Genomic DNA, 25002 nt, shown 5'->3' with positions numbered 1-25002 from the left:
CGATCAGGCAACAAAAAAGACGGCTTCATGCCGTCTTTTTTGTTGGGCGCTCGCCCGATACTTACATGCCAACGTAGTTCGGCCCGCCGCCGCCTTCCGGCGTGACCCACACGATGTTCTGCGTCGGGTCTTTGATATCGCAGGTCTTGCAGTGCACGCAGTTCTGCGCGTTGATCTGCAGGCGCTCGGTACCCTCATCGCTCTTGACGAACTCATACACGCCAGCCGGGCAGTAGCGCTGCTCAGGGCCGGCAAACTGCGTCAGGTTGATGCGCGTCGGAACGGTCGGATCCTTCAGCGTCAGGTGGGCCGGCTGGTTCTCTTCATGGTTCGTGTTCGAGATGAACACCGACGACAGCCGATCGAACGTGATCTTGCCGTCCGGCTTCGGATACTCGATCTTCGGGCATTCCGATGCCGGCTTGAGCGACTGGTTGTCCGACTTCGTGCCGTGCAGGGTCCAAGGCGGGTTGCTGACGCCAATCTTGGGCAGGAGCCACTGCTCGATGCCGGTCATGATCTTGCCCAGCGTCGGGCTCTTCTTGAACCACAGCTTGAAGTTGCGCGACTGGTCGAGTTCTTCCTTCAGCCAGCTCTGCTCGAAGGCGGCAGGATAAGCAGACAGCTCATCAGCGGAACGGCCGGCCGTCACAGCTTCGAACACGGCTTCGCCGCACATCATGCCGCTCTTGATGGCTGCGTGGCTGCCCTTGATGCGTGCCGCGTTCAGGTAACCGGCGTCGCAACCCACCAGCGCGCCACCTGGGAACACCGTTTTCGGCAGCGCTTGCGGCGTGCCGTTGTTGATGGCGCGTGCGCCGTAGCCGATGCGCTTGCCGCCCTCGATGTGCGCGCGGATGGCCGGGTGGGCCTTCCAACGCTGCATTTCTTCAAACGGGCTCATCCACGGGTTCTTGTAGTCCAGCCCGATCACGAAGCCGAGCGTGACCTTGTTATCTTCCAGGTGATACAGGAAGCCGCCGCCAAAGGTGTCGTCTTCCATCGGCCAGCCGGCAGTGTGCACGACGAGGCCGGGCTTGGCCTTGGCCGGGTCGATCTCCCAGAGTTCCTTGATGCCGATAGCGAAGGTCTGCGGGTCTTTGCCGGCGTTGAGCTTGAACTTCTCCAGCAACTGGCGGCCGAGGTGGCCACGCGCGCCTTCCGCGAAGATGGTGTATTTGCCGAGCAACTCCATGCCGAGCTGGAAGTTCTCTGTTGGTTCACCGTCTTTGCCGATGCCCATGTTGCCGGTGGCCACGCCGCGCACTGCACCCTTGTCGTCGTAAAGCACTTCTGCGGCAGCGAAACCGGGGAAGATTTCCACGCCCAGCGCTTCGGCCTGCGTGGCCATCCACTTGACCACGTTCGATAGCGAGACGACGTAGCAGCCGTCATTGTGGAAGTTGCGCGGCACGAGCCAGTCGGGCGTACGCTTAGCGTCGGTCTCGCTCAGGAAGAGCACGTCGTCGCCAGTGACCGCCTGGTTGAGTGGGGCGCCGTCGGCCTTCCAGTTCGGGAGGAGTTCGTTGATGGCGCGCGGGTCCATCACCGCACCCGACAGAATGTGTGCACCCGGCTCGGAACCCTTTTCCAGCACGACGACGGACACATCCTTGCCCGTCTCGGCAGCCAGTTGCTTGATGCGAATCGCTGTCGCCAGGCCGGCGGGGCCGCCGCCGACGACAACGACGTCATACTCCATGGATTCTCGCGGGCCGTATTGTTCGAGGAGCTGCTGCTGGTTCATAAGTGTCTCTTCGCTTGTAGGGCGTTTGCTTATTGGTATGACGGATTGCTGCATTAGAATTTTCCGCATTGTCCGGGACACGCCCGGATGCGGCAAGGGAAATTTCTGAACGATCGTTCGATTTTTTGCTAAGCTGCGCCCAAATCACATGCCGGTGTTGCTTCGGAGCAGCCCGGCGCATGCCAAACCAACACACGGGGAACACGCATCATGGGTTTATCGATCAATCTGGAAGGCAAGGTCGCGCTGATCACGGGCGCATCGAGCGGCCTGGGCGCGCGTTTCGCCCACACGCTGGCAGCCGCCGGCGCAAAGGTCGTGCTGGCGTCGCGCCGTGTCGAGCGCCTGAAAGAACTGCGCGCTGACATCGAATCCAAGGGCGGCAGCGCCCACGTCATCCGGCTGGACGTGACTGACCCCGACAGCATCCGATCGGCCATCGCCCACGCTGAAACCGAAGCCGGCACGATCGACATCCTGGTCAACAATTCCGGGGTTTCGACCACGCAGCGCATGGTCGACGTGACGCCCGACGACTTCGATTTCGTATTCGACACCAACACGCGCGGCGCCTTCTTTGTTGCACAGGAAACGGCCAAGCGCATGATTGCGCGGGCCAAGGGCGCCGAGAAGAACGGCTCGCCACTGCCGCAGTCGCGCATCGTCAACATCGCATCGGTGGCGGGGCTGAAAGTGCTGTCGCAGATTGGCGTGTATTGCATGAGCAAGGCGGCCGTGGTGCACATGACCAAGGCCATGGCGCTGGAGTGGGGGCGTTACGGCATCAATACCAACGCGATCTGCCCGGGCTATATCGATACCGAAATCAATCATCATCACTGGGAAACCGAACCCGGTCAGAAGCTGGTGCAGATGCTGCCGCGCAAGCGCGTCGGCAAGCCGGAAGACCTGGATGGGCTGATCCTGCTGCTGGCGTCGGATCAGTCAGACTTCATCAACGGTGCCGTTATCAACGCCGACGACGGCATGGTGTAAGGCTCTGGGGGCTTAGTGCCCCATCAGCCGCTGCACAAGTTCGAGCGAGGTGTTGGCGGCGTACTTCTTCATCAACCGCGCGCGGTAGATTTCCACCGTGCGCGGGCTGATCTCCAACTGCTTGCCGATTTGCTTGCTGGTCTTGCCCTCGACCAGTTGCGCAGCGATGTCGCGTTCGCGCGGCGTGAGCGCTGCGGTAACGGGGCGATGCGCAGACAGATCTTCGAACGTCCAGATGCCTTCGCCCAGCGGTTTGGCGCGGTCCAGCGCCCGGCCTGTGACGTGGCACCAGAACAGCTCGCCATTGGCGCGTTTCATGATGCGTTCGTCCGAATAGCTCCCGCGCGCATTCATGACGGGGATGATGCGTGCGCCGGTGCGCTCGTATTCATCGTGCGTCGGATAAAGCAGCTCGAACGACTGCCCGATCATCGTCGTGCGTGCGTGGCCGAAGATGCGTGCGGCTTCGTCATTGACGTCGAGCATGACCCGCTCGCGGGACATCACCATGCCAACGGGGGCAAGCTGGAACGCAGTTTGGTAGTCGAGGGCGGGCATATGTATTCGTACGTATTGCTGCGTCGCGCGACGCTTGCGTATTCTCGCCAGATTGTATCGTTACTATTTTCCGGCGCTGCATCGCACAAACCCCAACTGTGTGATCGGTCAAAACCCTGCCGGATTCGTTGGACCACCAAGGAAGGAGCACGCATGAACAAAATCTTCGCCAGCGCCAGCGAGGCGCTCGCGGGCGTCGTCAAGGACGGCCAGACCATCGCCGTGGGCGGTTTCGGCCTGTGCGGCATTCCCGAAGCGCTGATTGCCGCGCTGCGCGATTCGGGCGTCAAGGGCCTGACATGCATCTCCAACAACGCGGGCGTTGACGGCTTTGGCCTGGGCCTGCTGCTGGAAACCCGCCAGATCAAGAAAATGATTTCGTCCTATGTGGGCGAGAACAAGGAGTTCGAGCGCCAGTACCTGGCTGGTGAACTCGAGCTGGAATTCACGCCGCAAGGCACGCTGGCCGAAAAACTGCGCGCGGGCGGCGCCGGCATCCCGGCATTCTTCACCAAGACCGGCGTCGGCACGCTGGTAGCCGAGGGCAAGGAGCTGCGCGAGTTTGACGGCGAGACGTACGTCATGGAGCGTTCGCTGGTGCCCGACGTGGCTCTGGTGAAGGCGCAGGTGGCTGACAAGTCCGGCAACCTGCGTTTCAACCTGACCGCACGCAACTTCAATCCGGCTGCGGCCACCGCCGGCAAGATCTGCATCGTCGAAGTCGAAGAGATCGTCGAAGTGGGCGATTTGGCTCCGGACGACATTCATCTGCCGGGCATCTACGTGCACCGCATCGTGCTCAATGCCACGCCCGAGAAGCGCATCGAAAAGCGCACCATCCGAGCAGCCAACTAAGGAGACCGACATGGCCTGGACACAAGACCAAATGGCGGCGCGCGCTGCCCAGGAGTTGCAAGACGGCTTCTACGTCAACCTCGGCATCGGCATCCCGACGCTGGTTGCCAACCACACCGGCGACAAGGAAGTCTGGCTGCAGAGCGAAAACGGCATGCTCGGCATCGGCCCGTTCCCCACAGAAGACGAAGTGGACGCCGACCTGATCAACGCGGGCAAGCAGACGGTGACCACGCTTCCCGGTAGCGCCATCTTCGGCAGCGATCAGAGCTTTGCGATGATTCGCGGCGGCAAGATCAACCTGTCGATTCTCGGCGCGATGCAGGTGAGCGAGACGGGCGATCTGGCCAACTGGATGATCCCCGGCAAGATGGTCAAGGGCATGGGCGGCGCAATGGACCTCGTGGCCGGCGTCAAGCGTGTGATCGTGCTGATGGAACATACCGCCAAGAAGAAGGACGGCACCGAAGACCTGAAGTTGCTGCCCAAGTGCACGCTGCCGCTGACGGGCGTGGGCGTGGTCGATCGCATCATCACGGACCTCGGCGTGATCGACGTGACCGAGCAGGGCCTGAAGTTGGTTGAAACCGCGCCGGGCGTTTCGCGCGAGGAGATCCAGGCCAAGACTGGCGTCAACCTGCTGTAATCGCTGACCTCCGGAGACACGCATGCTGCAAGGAAAAACCGCCCTCGTCACGGGCTCGACCAGCGGGATCGGTCTGGGTATCGCCTGCTCGCTGGCCGCGCAGGGCGCCAACATCATCATGAACGGCTTTGGCGATGTGGAAGCGCCCAAGGCGCAGATCGCGGCGGCAGGCAAGAATGCCATCCGTATCGGATACCACGGCGCCGACATGAGCAAGCCGGCCGAGATCGAGGCAATGTTCGCCTATGCCGACGCGGAGTTCGGCGGCGTGGACATCCTCGTCAACAACGCCGGCATCCAATACGTGGCCAACGTCGAAGATTTCCCGACCGAACGCTGGGACGCCATCATCGCCATCAACCTCACCTCGGCTTTCCATACGACGCGGCTTGCCGTGCCGGGCATGAAGCGCAAAAACTGGGGCCGCATCATCAACATCGCTTCGGCGCATGGGCTGGTGGCATCGGCGCAGAAATCGGCCTACGTGGCGGCCAAGCACGGTATCGTCGGTTTCACCAAATCGGTGGCGCTGGAGACCGCGCAGACGGGCATCACGTCCAACGCGATCTGCCCGGGCTGGGTGCTGACGCCGCTGGTGCAGAAGCAGATCGATGCGCGCGCCGAGAAGGACGGTCTGTCCGCGCTCGAAGCGAAGAAGGATCTGCTCATGGAAAAGCAGCCTTCGGGCGAGTTCGTTACGCCCGATCAGCTCGGCGCGCTGGCGGTCTTCCTGTGCAGCGATGCGGCGGAGCAGGTGCGCGGCGTGGCGTGGAACATGGATGGTGGCTGGGTCGCGCAGTAAGCCGATCTGCCTCAGAAAAAGCCTCGCTCCGGCGAGGCTTTTTTGTTTTTGATCGGCGTGGGCGCCTGCTGCACCGCCGCATGCTCGCGGGCCCGCGTACAATCAGGCTTCGCTGTCTCCGTCATTCACGTGCAGGAGTTGTTCATGCCAGTTTCGCCGCGCCTTGCCTTCGTGCAGTGCCTGAGCCCGTCCGGCTTGCACCGGATGGCGTATCACGAGTGGGGCGATGCACAGAATCCGCGTGTGCTGGTTTGCGTGCATGGCCTCTCGCGCACGGGGCGCGATTTCGACGTACTGGCGCAGGCGCTGTGCAATGACTATCGCGTCATCTGTCCCGATGTGGTCGGCCGCGGACGCTCCGATTGGCTGGCCGATCCGAAGGGCTATGTGCTACCGCAATACGCGTCGGACATGGTCACGCTGCTCGCTCGCGCAAATGCGGAGTCTGTCGACTGGTTCGGTACCTCGATGGGTGGCCTGATCGGCATCGGTTTGGCAGGCCTGCCGAAATCGCCGATTCGCAAGCTGCTGCTCAACGATGTGGGCCCGCGCGTGACGGAGTCGTCGTTGACGCGCATCGGTGCTTACCTCGGTCTGAACGTTCGCTTCAAGACCTTCGATGAAGGGCTGGCGTACCTCAAGACGATCAGCGCTTCATTCGGCCCCCACACGCCGGAGCAATGGCGTGAACTGAATGCCGCGATCCTGAAGCCCCAGGGCGGCGAGTGGATCCTGCATTACGATCCGCGCCTGGCCGAGCCGTTCAAGAACACCACGCCTGAGATGATCGCCGCCGGCGAAGCCACACTGTGGAAACTGTTCGAGGCGATTCCTGGCGAGGTGTTGGTTGTGCGCGGCGCGCATTCCGATTTGCTGACGCGCGAGACCGTCGAAGCCATGATGCAGCGCGGCCAGCATGTGAATACGGTGGAAATTCCCGATGTGGGCCATGCGCCGACCTTCATCCAGCCGGATCAGGTGGCGATCGCCCGCAAGTTCTTTCTCGGTCAATGACCGGTTGTCCGACCCCATTCGATTTGCAAGATGAGCACTGAACTGAAGCGTTACAACGTCGAACATCGCTATTCCGACGCAGCCGTCTACAACGGTGTCGTCTACGTGGCAGGGCAGGTGCCTGAAATCACGCTCGACGCCGGCATTGCCGAGCAGACGGCAGAAGTGCTCGCCATCATCGATCGCGTGCTGGCCGCCAACAACAGCGACAAGACGCGCATCCTGATGTGCCAGATCTTCCTGAAAGACATTGGCGAGATTGGCGAGATGAACAAGGTGTGGGACCAGTGGGTTGCCGCCGATTCCAAGAACTCGCCGCCACGCGCCACCGTTGAGGCTGCGCTGGCCAATCCGAAGTACCGCATCGAAATCGTCGTGACGGCCGCGCAGAAGAACTGAGCCCGTCGCCCAACAGGCGAGACGCAAGCAGGACGCATCATGGAGAACAAGACCGAACGGCCGGCCGAGGGGCCCGGATCGGCGGCAGAGCAGGTCGCACGAGCGATCGAATATCTTGCGGCCAATGCCGCGGACAGCGTCACGCTGACCGGCGAGCCGCTGGAGTCGCACGCGCGCGGCACGATCGCCATCCTTGAAGGGCTGCGTGTCGATACGCCGTCGTTGCAGGCGGCTGCGCTGTTTCTGTTGCCCTCGCTGGCAATGGACAACGAAAAGGCGCTCGAGCCTGCATTCGGTGCCGAGGTTGTCAAGCTCGTGCACGACGTGCGGCAACTCTTGCGCATTGGCGCGATTGCCGGCCTCGTCAGCCCGACCGATGCCAGCATCACGCGCAAGAACGAGGCCGAAGCGCGCCGCGCGCAAGTCGAGGCATTGCGCAAGATGTTGCTCGCGTTCGCGCAAGACATTCGCGTGGTGTTGATCCGGCTGGCGTCGCGGTTGCAGTCGCTGCGCTGGCTCGCGCAGACGAAACGCCCGGCGCCGGAAGGCATGGCGCGTGAAACGCTGGATATCTACGCGCCGCTCGCTAACCGCCTGGGCATCTGGCAGCTCAAATGGGAGCTTGAAGATCTCGGCTTCCGCTTTGATGATCCCGATACCTACAAGCGCATTGCCCGCCTGCTGGATGAAAAGCGCATCGAGCGCGAGAAGTTCATCGGCCAGGCCATCGCGCAACTGCAAAAGACGTTGCACGATGCCGGCATTCAGGCGGAGGTAAGCGGCCGGCCCAAGCACATCTACAGCATCTGGAAAAAGATGCGCGGCAAGGAACTCGACTTTGCCGATCTGTACGACGTGCGGGCCTTCCGTGTCATCGTCGACGACATCAAGGATTGCTACACGGTGCTCGGTTTCGTCCACCACATGTGGCAGCCGATCCCGAAGGAGTTTGACGACTACATCTCGCGTCCGAAGGCTAACGGCTACATGTCGCTGCACACGGTGGTGATCGGCGACGATGGCCGCGCTCTGGAGGTGCAGATCCGCACGCGCGAGATGCACCACTTTGCCGAGTACGGCGTGGCCGCGCACTGGCGCTACAAGGAAGCGGGCAACAAGGGCTACGCCGGCCAGTTCTCCGCCAGCGAGCGCTACGACGAGAAAATCGCCTGGCTGCGCCAACTCCTCGCCTGGAAAGATGACGCCGAGCACACCGTCGCGCACGAGGATTCCCCGTGGGAGCAACTCAAGCATACCGAGCTGGATGACCACATCTACGTGCTGACGCCGCAGGCGCGCGTGATCGCGTTGCCGCAAGGCGCGACACCGGTCGACTTTGCCTACTACCTGCACAGTGATCTCGGCCACCGCTGCCGCGGCGCGCGCGTCGATGGCACGATGGTGCCGCTGAATACGCCGCTCAAGAACGGCCAGACCGTCGAGATCGTCACCGTCAAGCAGGGCGGGCCGTCGCGCGATTGGCTGAATACCGAGTTGCACTATCTCGTCAGCCCGCGTGCCCGGACGAAAGTGCGCGCGTGGTTCAACGCGATGGAGTTGGAAGAGACGCTAGCGCAGGGCCGGGCGCTCATCGACAAGACGCTGCAGCGCGAGGGCAAGACCGCAGTCAACCTGGAAGAGCTGGCCGCCAAGCTCGGCTACAGGACGCCGGACGATCTCTATGCCGTGGTCGCCAAGGACGAGTTGAGCCTGCGCCGCATCGAGGCTGTCCTGCGCTCTGATGGGGCGCCGCCGCCCGCACCCGTGGACGACGAGGCGGCCTTCACCAAGAAGAGTCGCGCCACCAGCGTTGCCCGTGGCGCCAAGAGTGGCGTGTTGGTGGTGGGCGTCGATTCGCTCCTTACGCAGATGTCGCGCTGCTGCAAGCCGGCGCCCCCGGACCCGATCGTTGGCTTTGTCACACGCGGGCGTGGCGTATCGATCCACCGGCAGAGCTGTGCGACGTTTCAGCAACTGGCCGCCCGCGCCCCGGGCCGTGTGATCCAGACGGAATGGGGCCAACGCAGCGATTCGGTCTATCCGATCGACATCCAGGTCGAGGCTCTTGACCGGCAGGGCTTGTTGCGCGACATCTCGGAAATTCTTTCGCGCGAGAAGATCAACGTGACCGGGGTGCGCACGCTGTCGAGCAAGGGCGTCGCAAAAATGCAGTTCACCGCGGAGGTGTCAGAGGCGACACAGCTGCAGCGCGCGCTGACTTTGATCGAAGAAGTGCAGGGGGTGTTGACAGCCCGAAGGAAGTGACGGTATAGTTTCGTTCTTCGGCAGGCTCGTAGCTCAGCTGGTTAGAGCACCACCTTGACATGGTGGGGGTCGTTGGTTCGAGTCCAATCGAGCCTACCAACGCATTTAGCAGGACGCGTCGGGTAGGGTGTCCAAGCCGTCATCCTCGCAATTCCCGGGCTTGTCCCGTACAACTGAACACAAGGCGAAATATGATTCAGGCACCGCGAACTACAACCGCTTCGGAGCGACAGTAGTCAAGGTGCGTTTTTCGCCCTTTGCGGTCTGCCCAAGCGGTGGATGGCGCAAATGAAAACGCGGCCTTGGCCGCGTTTTTTTTCGTCCGCAGTTTCGTGTCACGCGTGGCGATCAAGCTGAAAGCGCTTCGAAGCATTCGATTCGACAACTTGCTGCGCTGACTTGGCGTGGCGCACGACAGAATAACGACCGCTGCGCATCTCTGAAATGCGCGACGGTGACTCCACAGGAGCAAGCATGATCGCAATCACGTTGCCGGATGGTTCCCGGCGTGAGTTTCCCGGCCCCGTGACCGTGGCTGAAGTGGCGCAAAGCATCGGTGCAGGCCTCGCCAAGGCCGCGCTGGCTGGCCGCGTGGATGGTCAAATGGTCGACACGAGCTACACGATCGACCGTGATGCCAAGCTCGCCATCATCACCGACAAGGACGCCGACGGCGTCGACGTGATCCGTCACTCCACGGCGCACTTGCTGGCTTACGCAGTCAAGGAGCTGTATCCGGACGCGCAGGTCACCATCGGTCCGGTCATCGAGAACGGCTTCTACTACGACTTCTCCTACAAGCGCCCCTTCACGCCTGAAGACCTCGTCGCCATCGAAAAGAAGATGACGGAACTCGCCAAGAAAGACGAGAAGGTCACGCGTGAAGTGCTGAACCGCGACGAAGCCGTCAAGCTGTTCCAAGGCATGGGCGAAAAGTACAAGGCCGAGATCATCGCCTCCATTCCGGAGGATCAGGAAATCGGCCTGTATCGCGAAGGCAATTTCGTTGACCTCTGCCGCGGCCCGCACGTGCCGTCCACCGGCAAGCTCAAGGTCTTCAAGCTGATGAAGGTGGCTGGCGCCTATTGGCGCGGTGACCACAACAACGAGATGCTCCAGCGTATCTACGGTACGGCCTGGGCCAAGAAGGAAGACCAGGAAGCCTACCTGCACATGCTGGAAGAGGCCGAAAAGCGCGACCATCGCAAACTCGGCCGCGAACTCGACCTGTTCCATATCGACGAGTACTCGCCCGGCACGGTGTTCTGGCACCCGAAGGGCTGGACGCTGTGGCAGGAGATTGAGCAGTACATGCGCCGCGTGTACCGCGAGAACGGCTACCAGGAAGTAAAGGGGCCGCAGATTCTCGACAAGTCGCTGTGGGAGAAGACCGGCCACTGGGACAAGTACCGCGAGAACATGTTCATCACGGAATCGGAGAAGCGCGAATACGCGCTCAAGCCGATGAACTGCCCGGGCCACATCCTCATCTATAAGCAGGGCATCAAGAGCTACCGCGACCTCCCGCTTCGCTTCGGTGAATTCGGTGCCTGCCACCGCAATGAGCCTTCGGGCGGCTTGCACGGCATCATGCGCGTGCGCGGCTTCACGCAGGACGATGGTCATATCTTCTGTACGGAAGACATGATCCAGGCCGAGGTGACGGCGTTCACGACGCTGCTGCAAAAGGTCTACAAGGACTTCGGCTTTACCGAGATTCTGTACAAGCTATCGACGCGACCGGACAAGCGCATCGGTACGGAAGAAAGCTGGGACCGTGCTGAAGCGGCGTTGGCCGAAGGCTTGCGTGCGTCGGGTTGCGAATTCGAGTACCTGCCGGGCGAGGGCGCGTTCTACGGCCCGAAAATCGAATATGTGCTCAAAGATGCACTTGGTCGCCAATGGCAATGCGGCACGATGCAGGTCGACCCCAATCTGCCGGAGCGCCTCGACGCCGAGTTTGTTGGCGAGGATGGTGCGCGCCATCGCCCCGTCATGCTGCACCGGGCCATTGTCGGCAGCCTGGAGCGCTTTATCGGTATCTTGATCGAGCAATACGCCGGAGCGCTGCCGGCGTGGCTTTCGCCAGTGCAGGTTGCGGTGCTCAGCATCACCGATTCGCACGCTGAATACGCCCGATCCGTTGTGCAATCCCTGCAAAAACAAGGATTTAGGGCGATCGTTGATTTGCGGAATGAGAAGATTGGGTATAAAATCCGCGAGCATTCCGTGCAGAAGGTCCCATACCAGGTTGTGGTTGGCGACAAAGAACGGGATGAAAATCAGGTGGCCGTGCGTGCCCGTGGCAACGTCGATCTAGGCTCTATGCCGCTGTCGGCGTTCGTTGAGCGACTGCAGAACGATCTCGCCAACAAGTCATGAGCTGGGCACGGCCTGTTTTTTTGATTCTTCGAGGACATCAACATCGCTACTGAGAAATCTCACCGCATCAACCGCGAGATCAGCGCACCGGAAGTCCGGCTGACCGGGGTTGAGGGGGAAGCGCTCGGCATCGTCAAGCTGTTCGACGCACTGCGTCTGGCAGAAGAGAAAGACGTCGACCTGGTCGAGATCGCGCCGACTGCGCAGCCGCCCGTCTGCCGCCTGATGGACTATGGCAAGTTCAAGTATCAGGAACAGAAGAAGGCCCACGACGCCAAGTTGAAGCAGAAGGTCATCCAGGTGAAGGAAGTCAAGTTCCGCCCTGGCACCGACGACAACGACTACGGCGTCAAGCTGCGCAACGCGACGCGCTTCCTGGAGGATGGTGACAGGGTAAAGGTTACCTTGCGCTTCCGCGGCCGCGAAATGGCTCACCAGGAAATCGGCATGCGCGTGCTGGAGCGTATCAAGACTGACCTGGAGGAATTCGGCCAGGTTGAGCAGATGCCGAAGATGGAGGGGCGCCAGGCAGTGATGATGTTGGCACCCAAGAAGAAAAAGTAATGCAGTGGCGGCCGGACGTTTCCGGCTGCGCTGAGCAGGTTCCAGACGGAAACGTCGGAAAACGCGGCAGGTGTCAAAGCCTGCGGCGATACAACAAGTGAGCCCGGGTCTTGCAAGTGTCGGCGCCAGCCGTCCACCTGGCTTCATGTCAAAAGCGGAGTTGTTCCATGCCGAAGATGAAGACGAAGAAAAGCGCGTCGAAGCGCTTTACTGCCCGTCCTGGTGGCACGATCAAACGTGGCCAAGCCTTCAAGCGTCACATCCTGACCAAGAAGACCACCAAGAACAAGCGTCACCTGCGCGGTACCGAGGGCGTCCATGAGACGAACCTGAAGTCCGTTCGCGCAATGATGCCGTACGCCTAACCCTAACTAACTACGAAAGGAGCATTTCATGCCTCGAGTAAAACGTGGGGTCACAGCGCGGGCCCGTCATAAGAAGGTTATCAGCGCAGCCAAGGGTTACCGCGGCCGCCGCAATAACGTCTATCGCATCGCCAAGCAGGCGGTCATGCGTGCTGGCCAGTACGCCTACCGTGATCGTCGCAACAAGAAGCGCGTGTTCCGCGCTCTCTGGATTGCACGTATCAACGCTGGCGCGCGCGAGCATGGTCTGACCTACAGCAAGTTCATGAACGGCCTGAAGAAGGCGTCCATCGAGCTGGACCGCAAGGTGCTGTCGGATATGGCCATTCACGATAAGGTGGCTTTTGCCGCCATCGTGAACCAGGTGAAAGCCAACGTCGCCTGAATTGGATTGGCCGGGCGGGCTGCTGGAATAGCCCAGTAACTTTGCCGGCTGATCACCCTGACGGGGCTCTCACCGAGCCCCGTTTTTTATTCCGCGCATTTCGCGGACCCGAATCACCCGAATTTTTTCGCTCGCCTTCCCATGTCACTGGATCTGGATCAAGTCGTCCTCGATGCCCAAAACGCGTTTGCCTCCGTGGAGGACAACGCCTCGCTGGAAAACGAGAAGGCACGCTTTCTCGGTAAGTCCGGCGTGCTGACCGACTTGCTCAAAGGCTTGGGCAAGCTCGATCCAGAGACACGCAAGTCCGAAGGCGCGCGCATCAACCAGGCCAAGAGCCGGGTTGAAGAGGCGCTGACCGCCCGCCGCCAGGCGCTGGCCGATGCGCTGATGAACGCCCGTCTGGCCGCCGAGGCGATCGACGTAACGCTGCCCGGCCGCGACGTGGCCGAGGGCAGCCTGCACCCGGTGATGAACACCTGGGAGCGCGTCGCCAAGATCTTCGGCTCGATCGGTTTTGACGTGGCCGACGGCCCCGAAATCGAATCCGACTGGATGAACTTCACGGCGCTGAACAACCCGGACAACCATCCGGCGCGTTCGATGCAGGACACGTTCTACATCGATGGTCGCGACAGCGAAGACAAGCTTCTGCTGCTGCGCACGCATACGAGCCCGATGCAGGTGCGCTACGCGCGCATGCATGTCGAGAAATACAAACATCTCGATCGCATTCCGCCCATCAAGGTCATCGCCCCGGGCCGCACTTACCGCGTGGATAGCGACGCCACGCACTCCCCGATGTTCCATCAGGTCGAAGGCCTCTGGATTGCTGACAACATCAGCTTTGCCGACCTGAAGGGCGTCTATACCGACTTCCTGCGCAACTTCTTTGAGCGGGACGACATCCAGGTGCGTTTCCGCCCGTCGTATTTCCCGTTCACCGAGCCGTCGGCCGAAATCGACATGGCGTTCGGCAACGGCAAATGGCTGGAGATTTCCGGTTCCGGCCAGGTGCACCCGACCGTGGTGCGCAATATGGGCCTGGACCCTGAGCGCTACATTGGCTTTGCGTTCGGCTCCGGCCTGGAGCGCCTGACGATGCTGCGCTATGGCATCAACGATCTGCGCCTGTTCTTCGAGGGCGATGTGCGTTTCCTGCGCCAGTTCGCGTAAGCGCTGAGCGCTCGCACTGGTACTTCATCGCCCCGTTAATCGAATTTTCTTTCCTGTCGCGCCATGCAATTTCCGGAATCCTGGCTTCGCAGTTTCGTCAATCCGTCGATCACCACGGATGAACTCTCCCACCGTCTGACGATGGCTGGCCTCGAAGTGGAAGAGGTCAACCCCGTTGCGCCGCCGTTCTCGCAGATCGTTGTCGGCCATGTGGTCGAGGTGAGCAAGCACCCGGACGCCGATCGCCTCAACGTGTGCAAGGTCGATGCGGGCACGGGCGAGCTGCTGCAGATCGTCTGCGGCGCGCCGAACGTATCGGCGGGCATCAAGGTGCCGTGCGCGATGGTCGGCGCCGAGCTGCCACCTGGCGAAGATGGCAAGCCGTTCAAGATTAAGATCGGCAAGCTGCGTGGCGTGGAGAGCTACGGCATGCTGTGTTCGGCGCGCGAGCTGAAACTGTCGGAAGACCACGGCGGCCTGCTGATCCTGCCGGACGACACGCCGGTGGGCGAAGACATCCGCAAGGTGCTCGATCTGGACGACCAGATCTTCATCATCAAACTTACGCCCAACAAGGCGGATTGCCTGTCGATCCACGGCGTGGCACGTGAAGTGTCCGCGCTGACGGGCGCGCCGATCACGATGCCGTCGATGGCCCCCTTGGCGGTGACGCTGGCTGACAAGCTGCCCGTCAAGGTTGAGGCGCCGGACCTGTGTGGTCGTTTTTCGGGCCGCATCATCCGCGGCGTGAACGCGCACGCGAAGACGCCGGCCTGGATGGTCTCGCGCATCGAGCGCGCGGGCATGCGCAGCGTGTCGGCGCTGGTCGATATTTCGAACTACGTGATGCTGGAGCTGGGCCGTCCGTCGCACGTGTTTGATCTGGACAAGATCCACGGTGGCCTGACGGTACGCTGGGGCAAGGCCGGCGAAGCGCTGAAGCTGCTCAACGGCGACACCATCACCGTCGACGAAAAGGTCGGCGTGATCTCGGACGAGCAGGCCATCGAAAGCCTCGCCGGCATCATGGGCGGCGACAAGACGGCTGTCACGCTCGATACGCAGAACATCTACGTCGAGGCCGCATTCTGGTGGCCGGCTGCCATTCAGGGCCGCGCGCGACGTTACAACTTCTCGACCGATGCAGGTCATCGCTTCGAGCGCGGCGTTGATTACGCGACTACTGTTGAACACATCGAACGCATCAGTGCCCTGATCCTGGAAATCTGCGGCGGCCAGGCTGGTCCGATCGACGATCAGATCGTCAATCTGCCCAAGCGTGAGCCGGTGCGCATGCGTGTTGCGCGTGCTGCGCGTGTGCTCGGTATTCCGCTGTCGCACGACGTTGTGGCGGATGTGTTCAAGCGCCTCGGCCTCACGTTCAGCGTGGACGGCGATGTGTTTGTCGTCGAGCCGCCGTCGTATCGCTTCGACCTCGAAATCGAGGAAGACTTGATCGAAGAAGTCGCCCGCATCTACGGTTTCGAGCAGATTCCCGCCAAGCCGCCTGTGGCCGAGAGCGCGATGCGCCCGACCGACGAGGCTCGCCGCACGATGCACGACGTGCGTCATGCCGTGGCCGCGCGCGATTACCACGAGGTCGTCAACTTCGCCTTTGTCGAAAGCGAGTGGGAAGCCGACTTTGCCGGCAACACCAATCCGATTCCGCTGCTGAATCCAATTGCCAGCCAGTACTCGGTGATGCGCAGCACGCTTGTCGGCGGCTTGCTCGACAAGGTGCGCTACAACGTGAACCGCAAGGCTTCGCGCGTGCGTATGTTCGAGGTGGGGCGCGTGTTCCACCGCGATGCGAGTGTCGCCGACGGTGGTCTGTCGATCGCAGGCTACGCACAACCGATGATGGCGGGCGGCATTGCGTATGGTCCGTCCAAGGAAGAGCAGTGGGGCGTGCAGACACGTCCGGTTGATTTCTTCGATGTAAAGGGTGATGTCGAGTCGCTGCTGTGGCCGCTGCAGGCGCGTTTCGAGCGCGCTGAGCATCCCGCGCTGCATCCGGGGCGCTCCGCGCGCGTGGTGCTGAATGGCCGTGCCGTCGGCTGGATCGGTGAACTGCATCCGCGTTGGCTGCAGAAGTACGATCTGGCGACAGCGCCGGTGGTGTGGGAGGTAGAGCTTGACGCCATCACCGCGGTCGGCCTGCCGAAGTATCGTGAAGTGCCGCGTGTGCCGGCCGTGACGCGCGACATCGCGCTGGTCGTGCGCCAGGATGTCGCGGTGCAGGATTTGGTCGACACATTCGAGAAAGCGGCTGTCGGTACCCCGTGGCAGCGTTATCTGCAGGGCGTTGTGCTGTTCGATGAGTTCCGTCCGAAGGCCGCCACGGCTGCCATTGGGGCGCAGGAGAAAAGCCTTGCCTTCAGAATTACGTTGCAAGATACTGACAGCACCCTTCAGGACGACATTGTCGAGGCCGCCACACAGCAATTGATTCGAGCGGCCGGCGATGCATTCGGCGCGCGCCTGCGCGCCTGACGTGTCAGACGTCCGCACTGCGCTAGAGACCGCTCGAACGAACCTCCGCATTCGGATCGAATACGCTAAGCGAATCCTATGAACGATCAACACGCGCCAGCGTTGGCGGCATCCTTGGGCGACTCGCTCGGTTCTTCTTCGGCAGCATTGGCCGACGCACGTGATGCGCGCGGTCAGGATGTGCCGACGCTTACCAAAGCCGAGCTTGCCGAGATGCTGTTCGAGCAGGTCGGCTTGAACAAGCGTGAGTCGAAGGACATGGTCGAGGCGTTTTTCGACGTGATTCGCGAGGCGCTCGAACAGGGCGACAGTGTCAAGCTGTCCGGCTTCGGTAACTTCCAGTTGCGCGACAAGCCGCAGCGTCCGGGCCGAAATCCAAAGACGGGGGAGATCATCCCCATCACCGCGCGTCGCGTCGTCACGTTCCATGCCAGTCAGAAGCTCAAGGCGCTCGTTGAAGAGCGCGTCGAGCCGCTGCCGGTCGATGTCGCGTAATTCTGCTGCGTGATCTCGTTCAGCCGTCTGTTCAATCCGTTTCTTTCGCCAGCCCTGTATGGCCGCCGATAAACACACGGAGCGGGTCAACCTGCCGCCGATTCCTGCCAAACGCTACTTCACCATTGGGGAAGTGAGCGACCTGTGCGCCGTCAAGCCGCACGTGCTGCGCTATTGGGAGCAGGAGTTCACGCAGCTCAAGCCCGTCAAGCGACGCGGCAATCGGCGTTACTACCAGCATCATGAAGTGCTGCTGATCCGGCGTATTCGCGAGCTGCTGTACGAGCAGGGCTTCACGATCAATGGCGCGCGGAACCGGCTGGATGAGTTGCGGCATGGCGTGGCCGCCGCATCGCCGGTCGAGGCCAATGAGCAGGAAATGGAAGTCGCGGCGCCGATCTCCGCCGCTGCGAGTGGTTCGGTTGATGTTCAGAGCTTGCGGCGTGAGCTGTCGGCCGTGTTGGAAGTGCTGCGTACCGATAAGCCATAAGCCATAAGCCAATATTGCAGGCAAGAAGGGCGCAGATAGAAACGAAAAAGCCCGCGTAACGTGATCCGTTACGCGGGCTTTTGTTTTGGTCGGGTCGAGAGGATTTGAACCTTCGATCACCTGCACTCCATGCAGATACGTAATGAGTCACAAATCCTCGCCCGTCAACGGTTTCCGCGACGGGTGTCCAGATCCGCCTCGATGACTGCGACGGCAAGATCGCCTTCCCGCCCAAGGGCGCCACGCTGCGCATCTCGTTCGGCTGGGCGGGCAAAGGCTTGTCGACACGCGGCACCTACGCCGTTGATGAGATTGAACTGAGCGGCCCGCCCGCCACCATCGTGATACGCGGCAAGCCGGCCGACATGCGCGCCACCGCCAAGGCGCAGCGCAACGCCAGCTACACCGGCACCACGCTGGCGGCCATCGTGGCTAGCGTGGCCGCCCGGCACGGCTGGAAGCCGGCCTGCACGATCGAGGCGCAAATCGATCGCGCCGACCAGTTTGGCGAGAGCGATCTGCACTTCATCACCCGGCTTGCGCGCCAGTACGGCGGCACGGCAACGGTCAAGGGCGGCCGGCTGATCGTCGCCCCGCGCGGCGGCGGCAAATCCGCAGAGGGCAAACCGCTCGCGCCGATCGCGCTGCGGCCGGAAGACCTGATGCGCTACCGCCTGACGTTTCCTGACCGCAGCAGCGTCGGCGGTGTCAGAACCCGCGCGCACGATGCCAAGACCGGCCGCAAGGTCGATCTGTACATCCCGAACCCGGACGCGCCAGACGGCGGCCCCGCGCAGGCCACGCACACCGAGCGGCACGTGCACGCCAGCCCGCAGGCCGCCAAGGCTGCCGCCAAAGCCACGCTGCAACACATGAACCGCAGCACCGCCGAAGGTGAGCTCGAAATGATGGGCCGGGCCGATATCAGCGCCGAGAAGACGCTGCGCCTGCAAGGCTTCAAAGCCCAGGCCGATGGCGACTACCTGGCCGAGACGGTCACGCACATCTACGCTAACAAAAGCTGGCTGGTGAACGTGAGCCTCAACGGCGGCAACACCGGCAAGGCCAAGGCGGGGCAGGGCAAAGCCAAGAAGGCGGCCAAGGTGACCAACCTGGTCATTCCTGCGCCGCCAAAGCAATAAGACACACGCGTTCGCTGTTGCGAGCGCTTCCAAACAGCCCGCCACCCGGCGGGCTTTTTTTTCAAGCCATGAACAAAAACACCTTCAGCAAGGCTGCCGCCCTGCCGCCCGCGCTCGCTAATCGCCGGTGGCCGCACATCGAGGCCACGTCCAAGCGCTTCGGTATCTCCACGCCAGCACAGCAGGCGGCGTTTATCGCGCAGATCGGGCACGAGTCCGGTGGCTTCGCGCGCGTAACGGAATCCTTCAACTACGCCGTGGCGGCGCTGCCGGCTATGTTCTCGCGCTTCACACCCGCATTGGCCGTCACCTTGGCTGCGCTGCTGTTGGGCATTGTGTGCGCGCATTACCTCGGCAACGGCGTCATTGGGTGGAGCGGCGTGCCGGTCGGGCTGGTGTCTGACGCCATCAAGTTCATCGCCGGGGTGTTCGGGCTGACCATCGTCGGCCACGCATATGGCGAACTCCCGGCGCTGCGGCGCTTGGTGCACGACTGGCTGCAGCAGGCAGCGCAACGCTGGACAGGAGGCCGCAAGGAATGACGATCACCCAAAACGACGTGCTCACCGCCACCGACATCGTGGCGCTCGTGGCCATCTGCGCGGGTGCGGCTTGGTCTGCGCTCACGCAAGCCATTCCGCACGGGCTGCGCGGTGCGCTGCTGCTGGGCGCCGTCGCTCTGTGCGCGCTCGGCAGCGCTTCCGCAGCGCTGTACGCCACCCCCGACATTGCCACCGTGCAACTGCATTGCGCACTGGCGGTGGCGGGCCTGTGGGTCACTCACATCATCCGACAAGGCAAAGCCAATGAACTTCGCAATCGTCCGGCTCCTGGCAGTGGCAGCGGTGGCTGCAGCAGCCGCGTGGGGCTGGCAAGCCAACCGGTACGAGACGACCATCGCGCAGATGCAACGCGACCACGCCATCGAGCGCCAGGCCGCCGTCGATACCGTCGTGACGGCGCTGCAGGCTGCAATCACAAAGCACCGGCAGCTTACCGACCAGCTCGACGCGCTCGGCCGTACCCATTTCTCGGAGATGCAACGTGCCACCGTTGAAAACACGCGCATGCAGCACGCTCTTGCTGCTGGTGATGTACGGATGTCGGTGCGCGCCCGTTGCCAGCCCGACGCCGGTGCCGGCGCAAGTGAAGATCAGCCCGGCGCCGGCCTGGGCGATGGAGCCGCCGGTCGATGTGAGCTATCTGGAGAGGATGCGGCGGATCTTGTCGATCTCTTCGCCGGGGCTGAGCGGGATGCTGAGAAATTGAGGTATTTTCAGGCGCGCGAGCGTGCGCTTGAGGGTGCTGGTGTTTGTGTCGAGCCCTGACGGGCGTCAGAAAATCGGTTGGGCGCGAACGTCCGCTGTCGGCCTAGGCTGTGTGAAAACACTAGTGCTTCGCCTAGACTGAAGCAACTTGTCAGCACGGGGCGGCCCATGAAGCGATTCATCGAAGGCGAAGATTGACAGCAAGTTACGCTGCTAATCCACACTCCAACAGTTGCCTCATTAAACAGTAATCACCGACTACCGACATGATCTCTTTTCGCGCTCGCCGCCATCAGGTCACCTTCTTGTCCCACGCCGTGGGCGCAGTCCTGATCGCAGCCCTGGCTTCCTGCGGCGGCAATGCGGATGTTCCTGCCGGACCCAACGTGGCCAATACGTACACCATTGGCGGCGCGGTCAGCGGCTTGGCCGGTACCGGGCTGGTGTTGCAGGATAACGGTGGCAACGATCTGACGATTGCGGCCAATGGCGGTTTCAGCTTCACCACTCCGCTCGCCAATGGCGCGAGCTACTCTGTGACGGTCAAGACCCCGCCCGGCGCTCCGGCCCAGACCTGTACCGTCAACAATGGCAACGGCACTGTTGCCGGTGCCAATGTGAACAACGTTGCCGTGGTCTGCGCGACCAATACCTATACCGTCAGCGGCGCGGTTAGCGGCCTGGCCGGTTCTGGGCTGGTGTTGCAGGATAACGGTGGTAACGATCTGGCGATTGCGGCCAACGGCAGTTTCACGTTCACCACGTCGTTGGCCAGCGGCGCGTCCTACGCCGTCACGATCAAGACTCAGCCGTACCAGCCGCTGCAGACCTGTACGGTGACGGGCAACAGCGGCACGGCGATGGCCAATGTGACCAGCGTGGCCGTCACTTGTGGGGCGCCGGTGCCGCGTTTCGCCTATGTGGCGAATAACGGTAGCGTGTCTAATAGTGTCTCGGCCTACGCTGTCAACGCCACCACCGGCGCGCTGACGGCCATCGGCTCAGCCCCCACGGATATCGCCCCCGCCTCGGTCACGGTCGACCCGACCGGCAAGTTCGCCTATGTGGCAAATACCGGTAGCAACACCGTCTCGTCCTACGCCATCGACGCCACCACCGGCGCGTTGGCAGCCATTGGTTCGGTCGGCACGGGTAGCGCCCCCAACTCGGTCACGGTCGACCCGAGCGGCAAGTTCGCCTATGTGGTAAATGCCGGTAACTACAATGTCTCGGCCTACGCCATCGACGCCACCACCGGCGCGCTGACGGCCATTGGTTCGGTCGGCACGGGAGCCAACCCTCACTCGGTCAAGGTCGACCCGAGCGGCAAGTTCGCCTATGTGGCAAATGAGGCTGACAACACTGTCTCGGCCTACGCCATCGACGCCACCACGGGCGCGCTGACGGCCATTGTTTCGGTCGGTACGGGTGCCAACCCCTACTCTGTCACGATCGACCCGAGCGGCAAGTTTGCCTATGTAGCAAATGAGGCTAACAACACTGTCTCAGCCTACGTTATCGACTCCACCACCGGGGCGCTGACGGCCATCGGCTCAGTCCCCACGGGTACCGCCCCCGCCTCGGTTACGGTCGACCCGAGCGGCAAGTTCGCGTATGTGGCGAATTACAATAGCAACTCTGTCTCGGCGTACGCCATCGACGGCACCACCGGCGCGCTGACGGCCATCGGTTCGGTCGGCACGGGAATCCTTCCCTACTCAGTCACGGTCGATCCGAGCGGCAAGTTCGTCTATGTGGCCAATACCGGTAGCAACACTGTCTCGGCCTACGCTATCAACGCCACCACCGGCGCGCTGACGGGCGTTGGGGCGGTCGTCACGGGGAGCATTCCTTACTCGATCGTCGTCACGAGATAATGGCAGGCATTTCAGCCGAGAGTGAGGCACCGCAGCTGCGCAACCTGACGATCGAGCGGCCCAGTCGCGGCTGGGCGGCCGATATCCACGGGCGGCTCAATGGACCCAATGTACGTTGACTACGTGTTGGTGCGCGCGTTTGTCTACGACGGTGCGGGCCATTGCGCAATTGAGTTCTAGGCGGAATCGCGGGGCGATGCCGTTACTTCTTCGTCCGTCCGGTTTGCGGTTCCCACGGAGGTCGCGTCACTGAATGAGATGGGCAGAAGGATCATGGCTTGGTCGCTGCCACCAACCGAACCCTTTGCCTTCGAGGGGGGCAGTGAATCGACGGTCGCCTGCACCGACGCCAACCCGGCCAGCGATGCGAGCCCATCCACACTTGCAACATCCCCGCCTCAATCAAATCCGAAATCTGCACCGACGCCCGCGCAAAGTCAGTCAGCGCGCGGGCGCGTTTGTGCCGATAGCTGCCGGCGGAGATGACGACGGGCTCTTTGGCGTCGTCGTGCTGCAGGACGATGAGCATGCCGGCGTAACCGGCATGAAGAACCACCTGTCGATCTCCGCCTAGGAGCTCACTGGCCTCAACTTACTTGCGCAGAGCGGATCGATCAGCCAGCCCGTCCAGCGAGAATAAAAACGATTTTCATTCGTGGTAAACGCACGTTCTGCGGTTATCGCCAGCATTCGCCAGCTACAGCGATATGCTGTGCAGACCTTGACCTGTCTTCCATCCCCTATGGCATCGAAGCATGAACTGAAGCGTTATCGCGCAAACCTGGCCGATGAACTGCATGGCGCGGCGGTGTACGAGACGCTCGCGCGTGTGGAATCGAACCCTGAAAGGAAGAAGATATTCGGTCGTTTGGCCGCCTCGGAGCGCGAGCATGCGAAAGTATGGTCTGACAAACTTCAGGCAAATCATCAGCGGTTCAGTACCCGGCCCGGCGTGAAAACGCTGCTGATGCAAGGACTCGTTCATCTATTTGGTCCGCGATTCGTCCTTCCCTCACTTGCAGCGGCGGAGTTTGCCGACAGAAACAAATATGCTCGCAATCCGGAAACAGCCAGAATGTCCGAGGACGAGCGCCATCACGCAAGCGTGGTGCAACAGCTGGCAAACGACGGCAGGCCCGAAGCAACGAAAGGCGCGGAGATCGCCATCGCCGAGTCATGGCACCGGGGCGTATCGTCGGGCAATGATTTGCGCGCCGCGATCCTTGGCGCCAACGATGGCCTCGTGTCCAATTTCTGCCTCATCATGGGCGTTGCCGGCGCCGGAGCGCAAAACAAGGCCATCCTGTTGACTGCGCTAGCGGGGATCGTCGCCGGGGCCTGTTCGATGGCGCTCGGCGAGTGGCTGTCGGTAACCAACGCCCGAGAACTTGCGACCATACAGATCGCCAAGGAGGCTGACGAGCTCGAACACACTCCCGAGGCCGAAGAGCATGAACTTCGTCTGATCTATCGCGCGAAGGGTCTGGACCAAGAAGAGGCAGGGCGTGTCGCTGCGCAGATCATGAAGGATAAAGGCAAGGCACTCGATACCTTGACGCGCGAAGAACTCGGCCTTGATCCGGCGGAACTGGGCGGCAATCCATGGTCCGCCGCGGCGGTGTCCTTCTGCCTCTTTTCGGTGGGGGCAATATTCCCTGCGATGCCATTTTTGTGGTCGTCGGGCAGGGTGGCAGTTCTTCAGTGCGTTGCCTTCAGCATTCTCGCCCTTGCAGCCATAGGGTTGTTCACCTCCCTGTTCAACGGCAGAAGCGCCGCGTTCTCTGCTGTTCGACAGGTTGTCATCGGGCTTGTCGCTGCGGCATTCACATTCGGCATCGGGCACCTCTTGGGTGTATCGGTGTCTTGAGGACGGGTGCTGTTTCCCCGGCGTGCACACCGCCGGGAAGAGCGGAGTAAAGGTCTTCTAGAGACAACTGGGGCGACCCTGGTGATGTAGCGCCGTATCGCCCTGGCAGGAATGAGTGGCGGTCAGCCGGCCGCCCGTCCTACCCATGCGCCATAAGCGCCATGGCCGCGCGGGCCAGAAGTCCGCTGCGTGTTTCATGCCGTTTCTCGGCAAACCGATCCAGCTTTCTGAGCACGAAGCGGGGGAGTGACACGTTGATACGCTCCGGGGTACGGTCAAGCTCCTCGTCGTCGATTTCAACGAACGCCCAGATGGCACCGGCGTACTCGTCTTGCCTGGTCAGGTCTTCAATTGTCGAGCAGGTTAACGCAGCGCGTACGGCAGGAAGTACAGCCCGACGATTCCTGCAGTGGCGATAGAAAAGACCAAGCCCCACTTCGTCAATGACCAACGTTTCCAAGCGATGGCATTGAGCACAGTAAAGAGCATCGCCGGTCCAACGATGTAGAAGATCAGCGAAGGAAGAACCCACCATGGAACCGGACACTTGTCGATTTCGTAGCATTCGCTAGACGCCTTGTTCGACAATGGCCAGCCTATACGGCTGATAACGTAGAGGCAGGTCCAAGCCAGCAGCGCACCATAGAGCAAGCCTGTCAAGCCAATGGCTGCACGCTTCATTTAACTTCCCGGAAGAGGATGGTCTTTGAGTTGCGCAAATCGGAGTAGGGATGCTGCGCCAGTGAACCGTTCAGTGCCCAGCGGGCACGTGAAACCCGTGCTCATTCTGCGGGCTAGGGCATGGCATTTGATAACTGCCCCCGACGGCTTCAACTTCCACGATGCCTGTCCAAGGGAGCGGTCTGGCGACGTGCTTGTCAGATTCAGCGTAGAGGATGTGTGAGGGAACCCCGAATGCCTTCAGCTCGCTCACGACCTCGTCTGCCCGCTTCTTGGCGAGCGCTGCACGGGCAGGGGCGTTCGCCGCTTCCGTCGCATCGACATGAGACGACACTCCTACGCCTTCCAGCGGACACCACTTCTCTTTGATCATCTCAAGCAGGCGAACAAGCTTGACCCGTTCGGCCGTCGTCAATTGAGCAGAGCCTGGTGCGAAAGATAGGTCGACCCCGTTGGTGAGCTTTTCGAAGGCGAGCGAGCCTGCGGGCACGCTCAATGCCGCAATGAGGATCAGGAATGTGACGGGTGTTCTCAT

General features: G+C 61.7%; 24 protein-coding genes, 1 tRNA gene and 1 pseudogene. 21 read left to right on the top strand and 5 right to left on the bottom strand.

Annotated elements, in window-relative coordinates; translation table 11 throughout:
- Positions 1-61: 61 nt before the first annotated feature.
- Positions 62-1747, bottom strand: a complete 1686-nt coding sequence (locus ACCD03_RS16960) for an electron transfer flavoprotein-ubiquinone oxidoreductase (RefSeq protein ID WP_260771873.1) — start codon at positions 1745-1747, stop codon at positions 62-64.
- A 210-nt stretch (positions 1748-1957) separates the two neighbouring features.
- On the opposite strand from ACCD03_RS16960, the gene ACCD03_RS16955 reads away from it, so the two are divergent.
- Positions 1958-2743 carry an SDR family oxidoreductase gene (locus ACCD03_RS16955; RefSeq protein ID WP_045203199.1) on the top strand — a complete coding sequence of 262 codons (786 nt, stop codon included), beginning with the start codon at positions 1958-1960 and terminating at the stop codon, positions 2741-2743.
- Positions 2744-2755: 12 nt separating this feature from the next.
- On the opposite strand, the gene ACCD03_RS16950 is transcribed toward ACCD03_RS16955, so the two are convergent.
- Positions 2756-3301 carry a LuxR C-terminal-related transcriptional regulator gene (locus ACCD03_RS16950; protein WP_004636022.1) on the bottom strand — a complete coding sequence of 182 codons (546 nt, stop codon included), beginning with the start codon at positions 3299-3301 and terminating at the stop codon, positions 2756-2758.
- Between the two features lie 153 nt (positions 3302-3454).
- On the opposite strand from ACCD03_RS16950, the gene ACCD03_RS16945 reads away from it, so the two are divergent.
- The 20 genes and pseudogenes from ACCD03_RS16945 (at position 3455) to ACCD03_RS16850 (ending at position 23786) form a co-directional block, all read left to right on the top strand.
- Positions 3455-4156, top strand: a complete 702-nt coding sequence (locus ACCD03_RS16945) for a CoA transferase subunit A (protein WP_045203198.1) — start codon at positions 3455-3457, stop codon at positions 4154-4156.
- A 10-nt stretch (positions 4157-4166) separates the two neighbouring features.
- A complete protein-coding gene (locus ACCD03_RS16940; RefSeq protein WP_024975498.1) occupies positions 4167-4802 on the top strand; it encodes a 3-oxoacid CoA-transferase subunit B in 636 nt (211 codons plus the stop codon).
- Positions 4803-4824: 22 nt separating this feature from the next.
- Complete coding sequence (locus ACCD03_RS16935) at positions 4825-5604, top strand: 3-hydroxybutyrate dehydrogenase (RefSeq protein WP_065856452.1); 780 nt, start codon at positions 4825-4827, stop codon at positions 5602-5604.
- A gap of 144 nt (positions 5605-5748) precedes the next feature.
- Positions 5749-6618 (top strand): alpha/beta fold hydrolase, encoded by an 870-nt coding sequence (locus ACCD03_RS16930; RefSeq protein WP_413412359.1) that lies wholly within the window; start codon positions 5749-5751, stop codon positions 6616-6618.
- Between the two features lie 30 nt (positions 6619-6648).
- Positions 6649-7017 (top strand): RidA family protein, encoded by a 369-nt coding sequence (locus tag ACCD03_RS16925; protein ID WP_413412358.1) that lies wholly within the window; start codon positions 6649-6651, stop codon positions 7015-7017.
- A 39-nt stretch (positions 7018-7056) separates the two neighbouring features.
- Positions 7057-9282: a RelA/SpoT family protein gene (locus ACCD03_RS16920; RefSeq protein ID WP_413412357.1), complete on the top strand. Its 2226-nt coding sequence runs from the start codon at positions 7057-7059 to the stop codon at positions 9280-9282.
- Positions 9283-9304: 22 nt separating this feature from the next.
- Positions 9305-9381, top strand: a tRNA-Val gene (locus ACCD03_RS16915).
- 375 nt (positions 9382-9756) lie between these two features.
- A complete protein-coding gene (thrS, locus tag ACCD03_RS16910) occupies positions 9757-11664 on the top strand; it encodes a threonine--tRNA ligase (RefSeq protein WP_413412356.1) in 1908 nt (635 codons plus the stop codon).
- Between the two features lie 42 nt (positions 11665-11706).
- Positions 11707-12228: a translation initiation factor IF-3 gene (infC, locus tag ACCD03_RS16905; RefSeq protein ID WP_394372680.1), complete on the top strand. Its 522-nt coding sequence runs from the start codon at positions 11707-11709 to the stop codon at positions 12226-12228.
- Positions 12229-12395: 167 nt separating this feature from the next.
- On the top strand, positions 12396-12593 hold the full coding sequence (gene rpmI / locus ACCD03_RS16900) for a 50S ribosomal protein L35 (protein WP_004636003.1): 198 nt from the start codon (positions 12396-12398) through the stop codon (positions 12591-12593).
- Between the two features lie 28 nt (positions 12594-12621).
- The gene (gene rplT, locus ACCD03_RS16895; protein WP_012762124.1) at positions 12622-12978 is read left to right on the top strand and encodes a 50S ribosomal protein L20; all 357 of its coding nucleotides are present in this window, start codon (positions 12622-12624) and stop codon (positions 12976-12978) included.
- 147 nt (positions 12979-13125) lie between these two features.
- Positions 13126-14154 (top strand): phenylalanine--tRNA ligase subunit alpha, encoded by a 1029-nt coding sequence (pheS, locus tag ACCD03_RS16890; protein ID WP_253540128.1) that lies wholly within the window; start codon positions 13126-13128, stop codon positions 14152-14154.
- A 63-nt stretch (positions 14155-14217) separates the two neighbouring features.
- On the top strand, positions 14218-16647 hold the full coding sequence (pheT, locus tag ACCD03_RS16885; protein ID WP_325652147.1) for a phenylalanine--tRNA ligase subunit beta: 2430 nt from the start codon (positions 14218-14220) through the stop codon (positions 16645-16647).
- A gap of 78 nt (positions 16648-16725) precedes the next feature.
- Positions 16726-17142 (top strand): integration host factor subunit alpha, encoded by a 417-nt coding sequence (locus ACCD03_RS16880; protein ID WP_092969979.1) that lies wholly within the window; start codon positions 16726-16728, stop codon positions 17140-17142.
- A 58-nt stretch (positions 17143-17200) separates the two neighbouring features.
- On the top strand, positions 17201-17632 hold the full coding sequence (locus tag ACCD03_RS16875; RefSeq protein ID WP_325652150.1) for a MerR family transcriptional regulator: 432 nt from the start codon (positions 17201-17203) through the stop codon (positions 17630-17632).
- A gap of 149 nt (positions 17633-17781) precedes the next feature.
- A pseudogene (locus ACCD03_RS16870) lies at positions 17782-18774 on the top strand (phage late control D family protein); the annotation flags it as partial.
- Between the two features lie 68 nt (positions 18775-18842).
- Positions 18843-19316 (top strand): hypothetical protein, encoded by a 474-nt coding sequence (locus ACCD03_RS16865; RefSeq protein WP_325651366.1) that lies wholly within the window; start codon positions 18843-18845, stop codon positions 19314-19316.
- A 264-nt stretch (positions 19317-19580) separates the two neighbouring features.
- Complete coding sequence (locus ACCD03_RS16860; protein ID WP_325651364.1) at positions 19581-20102, top strand: lysis system i-spanin subunit Rz; 522 nt, start codon at positions 19581-19583, stop codon at positions 20100-20102.
- Between the two features lie 206 nt (positions 20103-20308).
- On the top strand, positions 20309-21919 hold the full coding sequence (locus ACCD03_RS16855) for a lactonase family protein (RefSeq protein WP_413412355.1): 1611 nt from the start codon (positions 20309-20311) through the stop codon (positions 21917-21919).
- Between the two features lie 742 nt (positions 21920-22661).
- Positions 22662-23786: a VIT1/CCC1 transporter family protein gene (locus tag ACCD03_RS16850; protein WP_413412354.1), complete on the top strand. Its 1125-nt coding sequence runs from the start codon at positions 22662-22664 to the stop codon at positions 23784-23786.
- Between the two features lie 139 nt (positions 23787-23925).
- Here ACCD03_RS16850 and ACCD03_RS16845 read toward each other — a convergent pair whose 3' ends face one another.
- The 3 genes from ACCD03_RS16845 to ACCD03_RS16835 all read right to left on the bottom strand — a co-directional run bounded on the left by ACCD03_RS16845 (position 23926) and on the right by ACCD03_RS16835 (position 25002).
- Positions 23926-24222, bottom strand: coding sequence for a type II toxin-antitoxin system HicB family antitoxin (locus ACCD03_RS16845; protein ID WP_413412369.1), 297 nt, complete (start codon positions 24220-24222; stop codon positions 23926-23928).
- Positions 24150-24467 carry a hypothetical protein gene (locus tag ACCD03_RS16840; protein WP_045203184.1) on the bottom strand — a complete coding sequence of 106 codons (318 nt, stop codon included), beginning with the start codon at positions 24465-24467 and terminating at the stop codon, positions 24150-24152. Before ACCD03_RS16840 ends, ACCD03_RS16845 begins: the two co-directional genes overlap by 73 nt.
- Before the next feature lie 70 nt (positions 24468-24537).
- Complete coding sequence (locus tag ACCD03_RS16835; RefSeq protein ID WP_413412353.1) at positions 24538-25002, bottom strand: OmpA family protein; 465 nt, start codon at positions 25000-25002, stop codon at positions 24538-24540.

Origin of the sequence: Ralstonia sp. Ralssp135 (assembly GCF_047304345.1) — a bacterium.
GTDB lineage: Bacteria > Pseudomonadota > Gammaproteobacteria > Burkholderiales > Burkholderiaceae > Ralstonia > Ralstonia chuxiongensis.
Note: the sequence above shows the minus strand (reverse complement) of the source record. Positions and strands in the feature narration are given on the sequence as shown.

Excerpts from the sequence above, each read along its gene's own strand:
- ACCD03_RS16835 (WP_413412353.1), bottom strand. The coding sequence starts at position 25,002 with ATGAGAACACCCGTCACATTCCTGATCCTCATTGCGGCATTGAGCGTG.
- ACCD03_RS16940 (WP_024975498.1), top strand. The coding sequence starts at position 4,167 with ATGGCCTGGACACAAGACCAAATGGCGGCGCGCGCTGCCCAGGAGTTG.
- ACCD03_RS16840 (WP_045203184.1), bottom strand. The coding sequence starts at position 24,467 with ATGAAGCGTGCAGCCATTGGCTTGACAGGCTTGCTCTATGGTGCGCTG.
- ACCD03_RS16855 (WP_413412355.1), top strand. The coding sequence starts at position 20,309 with ATGATCTCTTTTCGCGCTCGCCGCCATCAGGTCACCTTCTTGTCCCAC.
- rplT (WP_012762124.1), top strand. The coding sequence starts at position 12,622 with ATGCCTCGAGTAAAACGTGGGGTCACAGCGCGGGCCCGTCATAAGAAG.
- ACCD03_RS16950 (WP_004636022.1), bottom strand. The coding sequence starts at position 3,301 with ATGCCCGCCCTCGACTACCAAACTGCGTTCCAGCTTGCCCCCGTTGGC.
- ACCD03_RS16955 (WP_045203199.1), top strand. The coding sequence starts at position 1,958 with ATGGGTTTATCGATCAATCTGGAAGGCAAGGTCGCGCTGATCACGGGC.
- ACCD03_RS16930 (WP_413412359.1), top strand. The coding sequence starts at position 5,749 with ATGCCAGTTTCGCCGCGCCTTGCCTTCGTGCAGTGCCTGAGCCCGTCC.
- ACCD03_RS16860 (WP_325651364.1), top strand. The coding sequence starts at position 19,581 with ATGAACTTCGCAATCGTCCGGCTCCTGGCAGTGGCAGCGGTGGCTGCA.
- ACCD03_RS16960 (WP_260771873.1), bottom strand. The coding sequence starts at position 1,747 with ATGAACCAGCAGCAGCTCCTCGAACAATACGGCCCGCGAGAATCCATG.
- ACCD03_RS16850 (WP_413412354.1), top strand. The coding sequence starts at position 22,662 with ATGGCATCGAAGCATGAACTGAAGCGTTATCGCGCAAACCTGGCCGAT.
- ACCD03_RS16880 (WP_092969979.1), top strand. The coding sequence starts at position 16,726 with ATGAACGATCAACACGCGCCAGCGTTGGCGGCATCCTTGGGCGACTCG.
- pheT (WP_325652147.1), top strand. The coding sequence starts at position 14,218 with ATGCAATTTCCGGAATCCTGGCTTCGCAGTTTCGTCAATCCGTCGATC.
- ACCD03_RS16935 (WP_065856452.1), top strand. The coding sequence starts at position 4,825 with ATGCTGCAAGGAAAAACCGCCCTCGTCACGGGCTCGACCAGCGGGATC.
- ACCD03_RS16920 (WP_413412357.1), top strand. The coding sequence starts at position 7,057 with ATGGAGAACAAGACCGAACGGCCGGCCGAGGGGCCCGGATCGGCGGCA.
- ACCD03_RS16945 (WP_045203198.1), top strand. The coding sequence starts at position 3,455 with ATGAACAAAATCTTCGCCAGCGCCAGCGAGGCGCTCGCGGGCGTCGTC.
- ACCD03_RS16865 (WP_325651366.1), top strand. The coding sequence starts at position 18,843 with ATGAACAAAAACACCTTCAGCAAGGCTGCCGCCCTGCCGCCCGCGCTC.
- thrS (WP_413412356.1), top strand. The coding sequence starts at position 9,757 with ATGATCGCAATCACGTTGCCGGATGGTTCCCGGCGTGAGTTTCCCGGC.
- ACCD03_RS16925 (WP_413412358.1), top strand. The coding sequence starts at position 6,649 with ATGAGCACTGAACTGAAGCGTTACAACGTCGAACATCGCTATTCCGAC.
- rpmI (WP_004636003.1), top strand. The coding sequence starts at position 12,396 with ATGCCGAAGATGAAGACGAAGAAAAGCGCGTCGAAGCGCTTTACTGCC.
- ACCD03_RS16875 (WP_325652150.1), top strand. The coding sequence starts at position 17,201 with ATGGCCGCCGATAAACACACGGAGCGGGTCAACCTGCCGCCGATTCCT.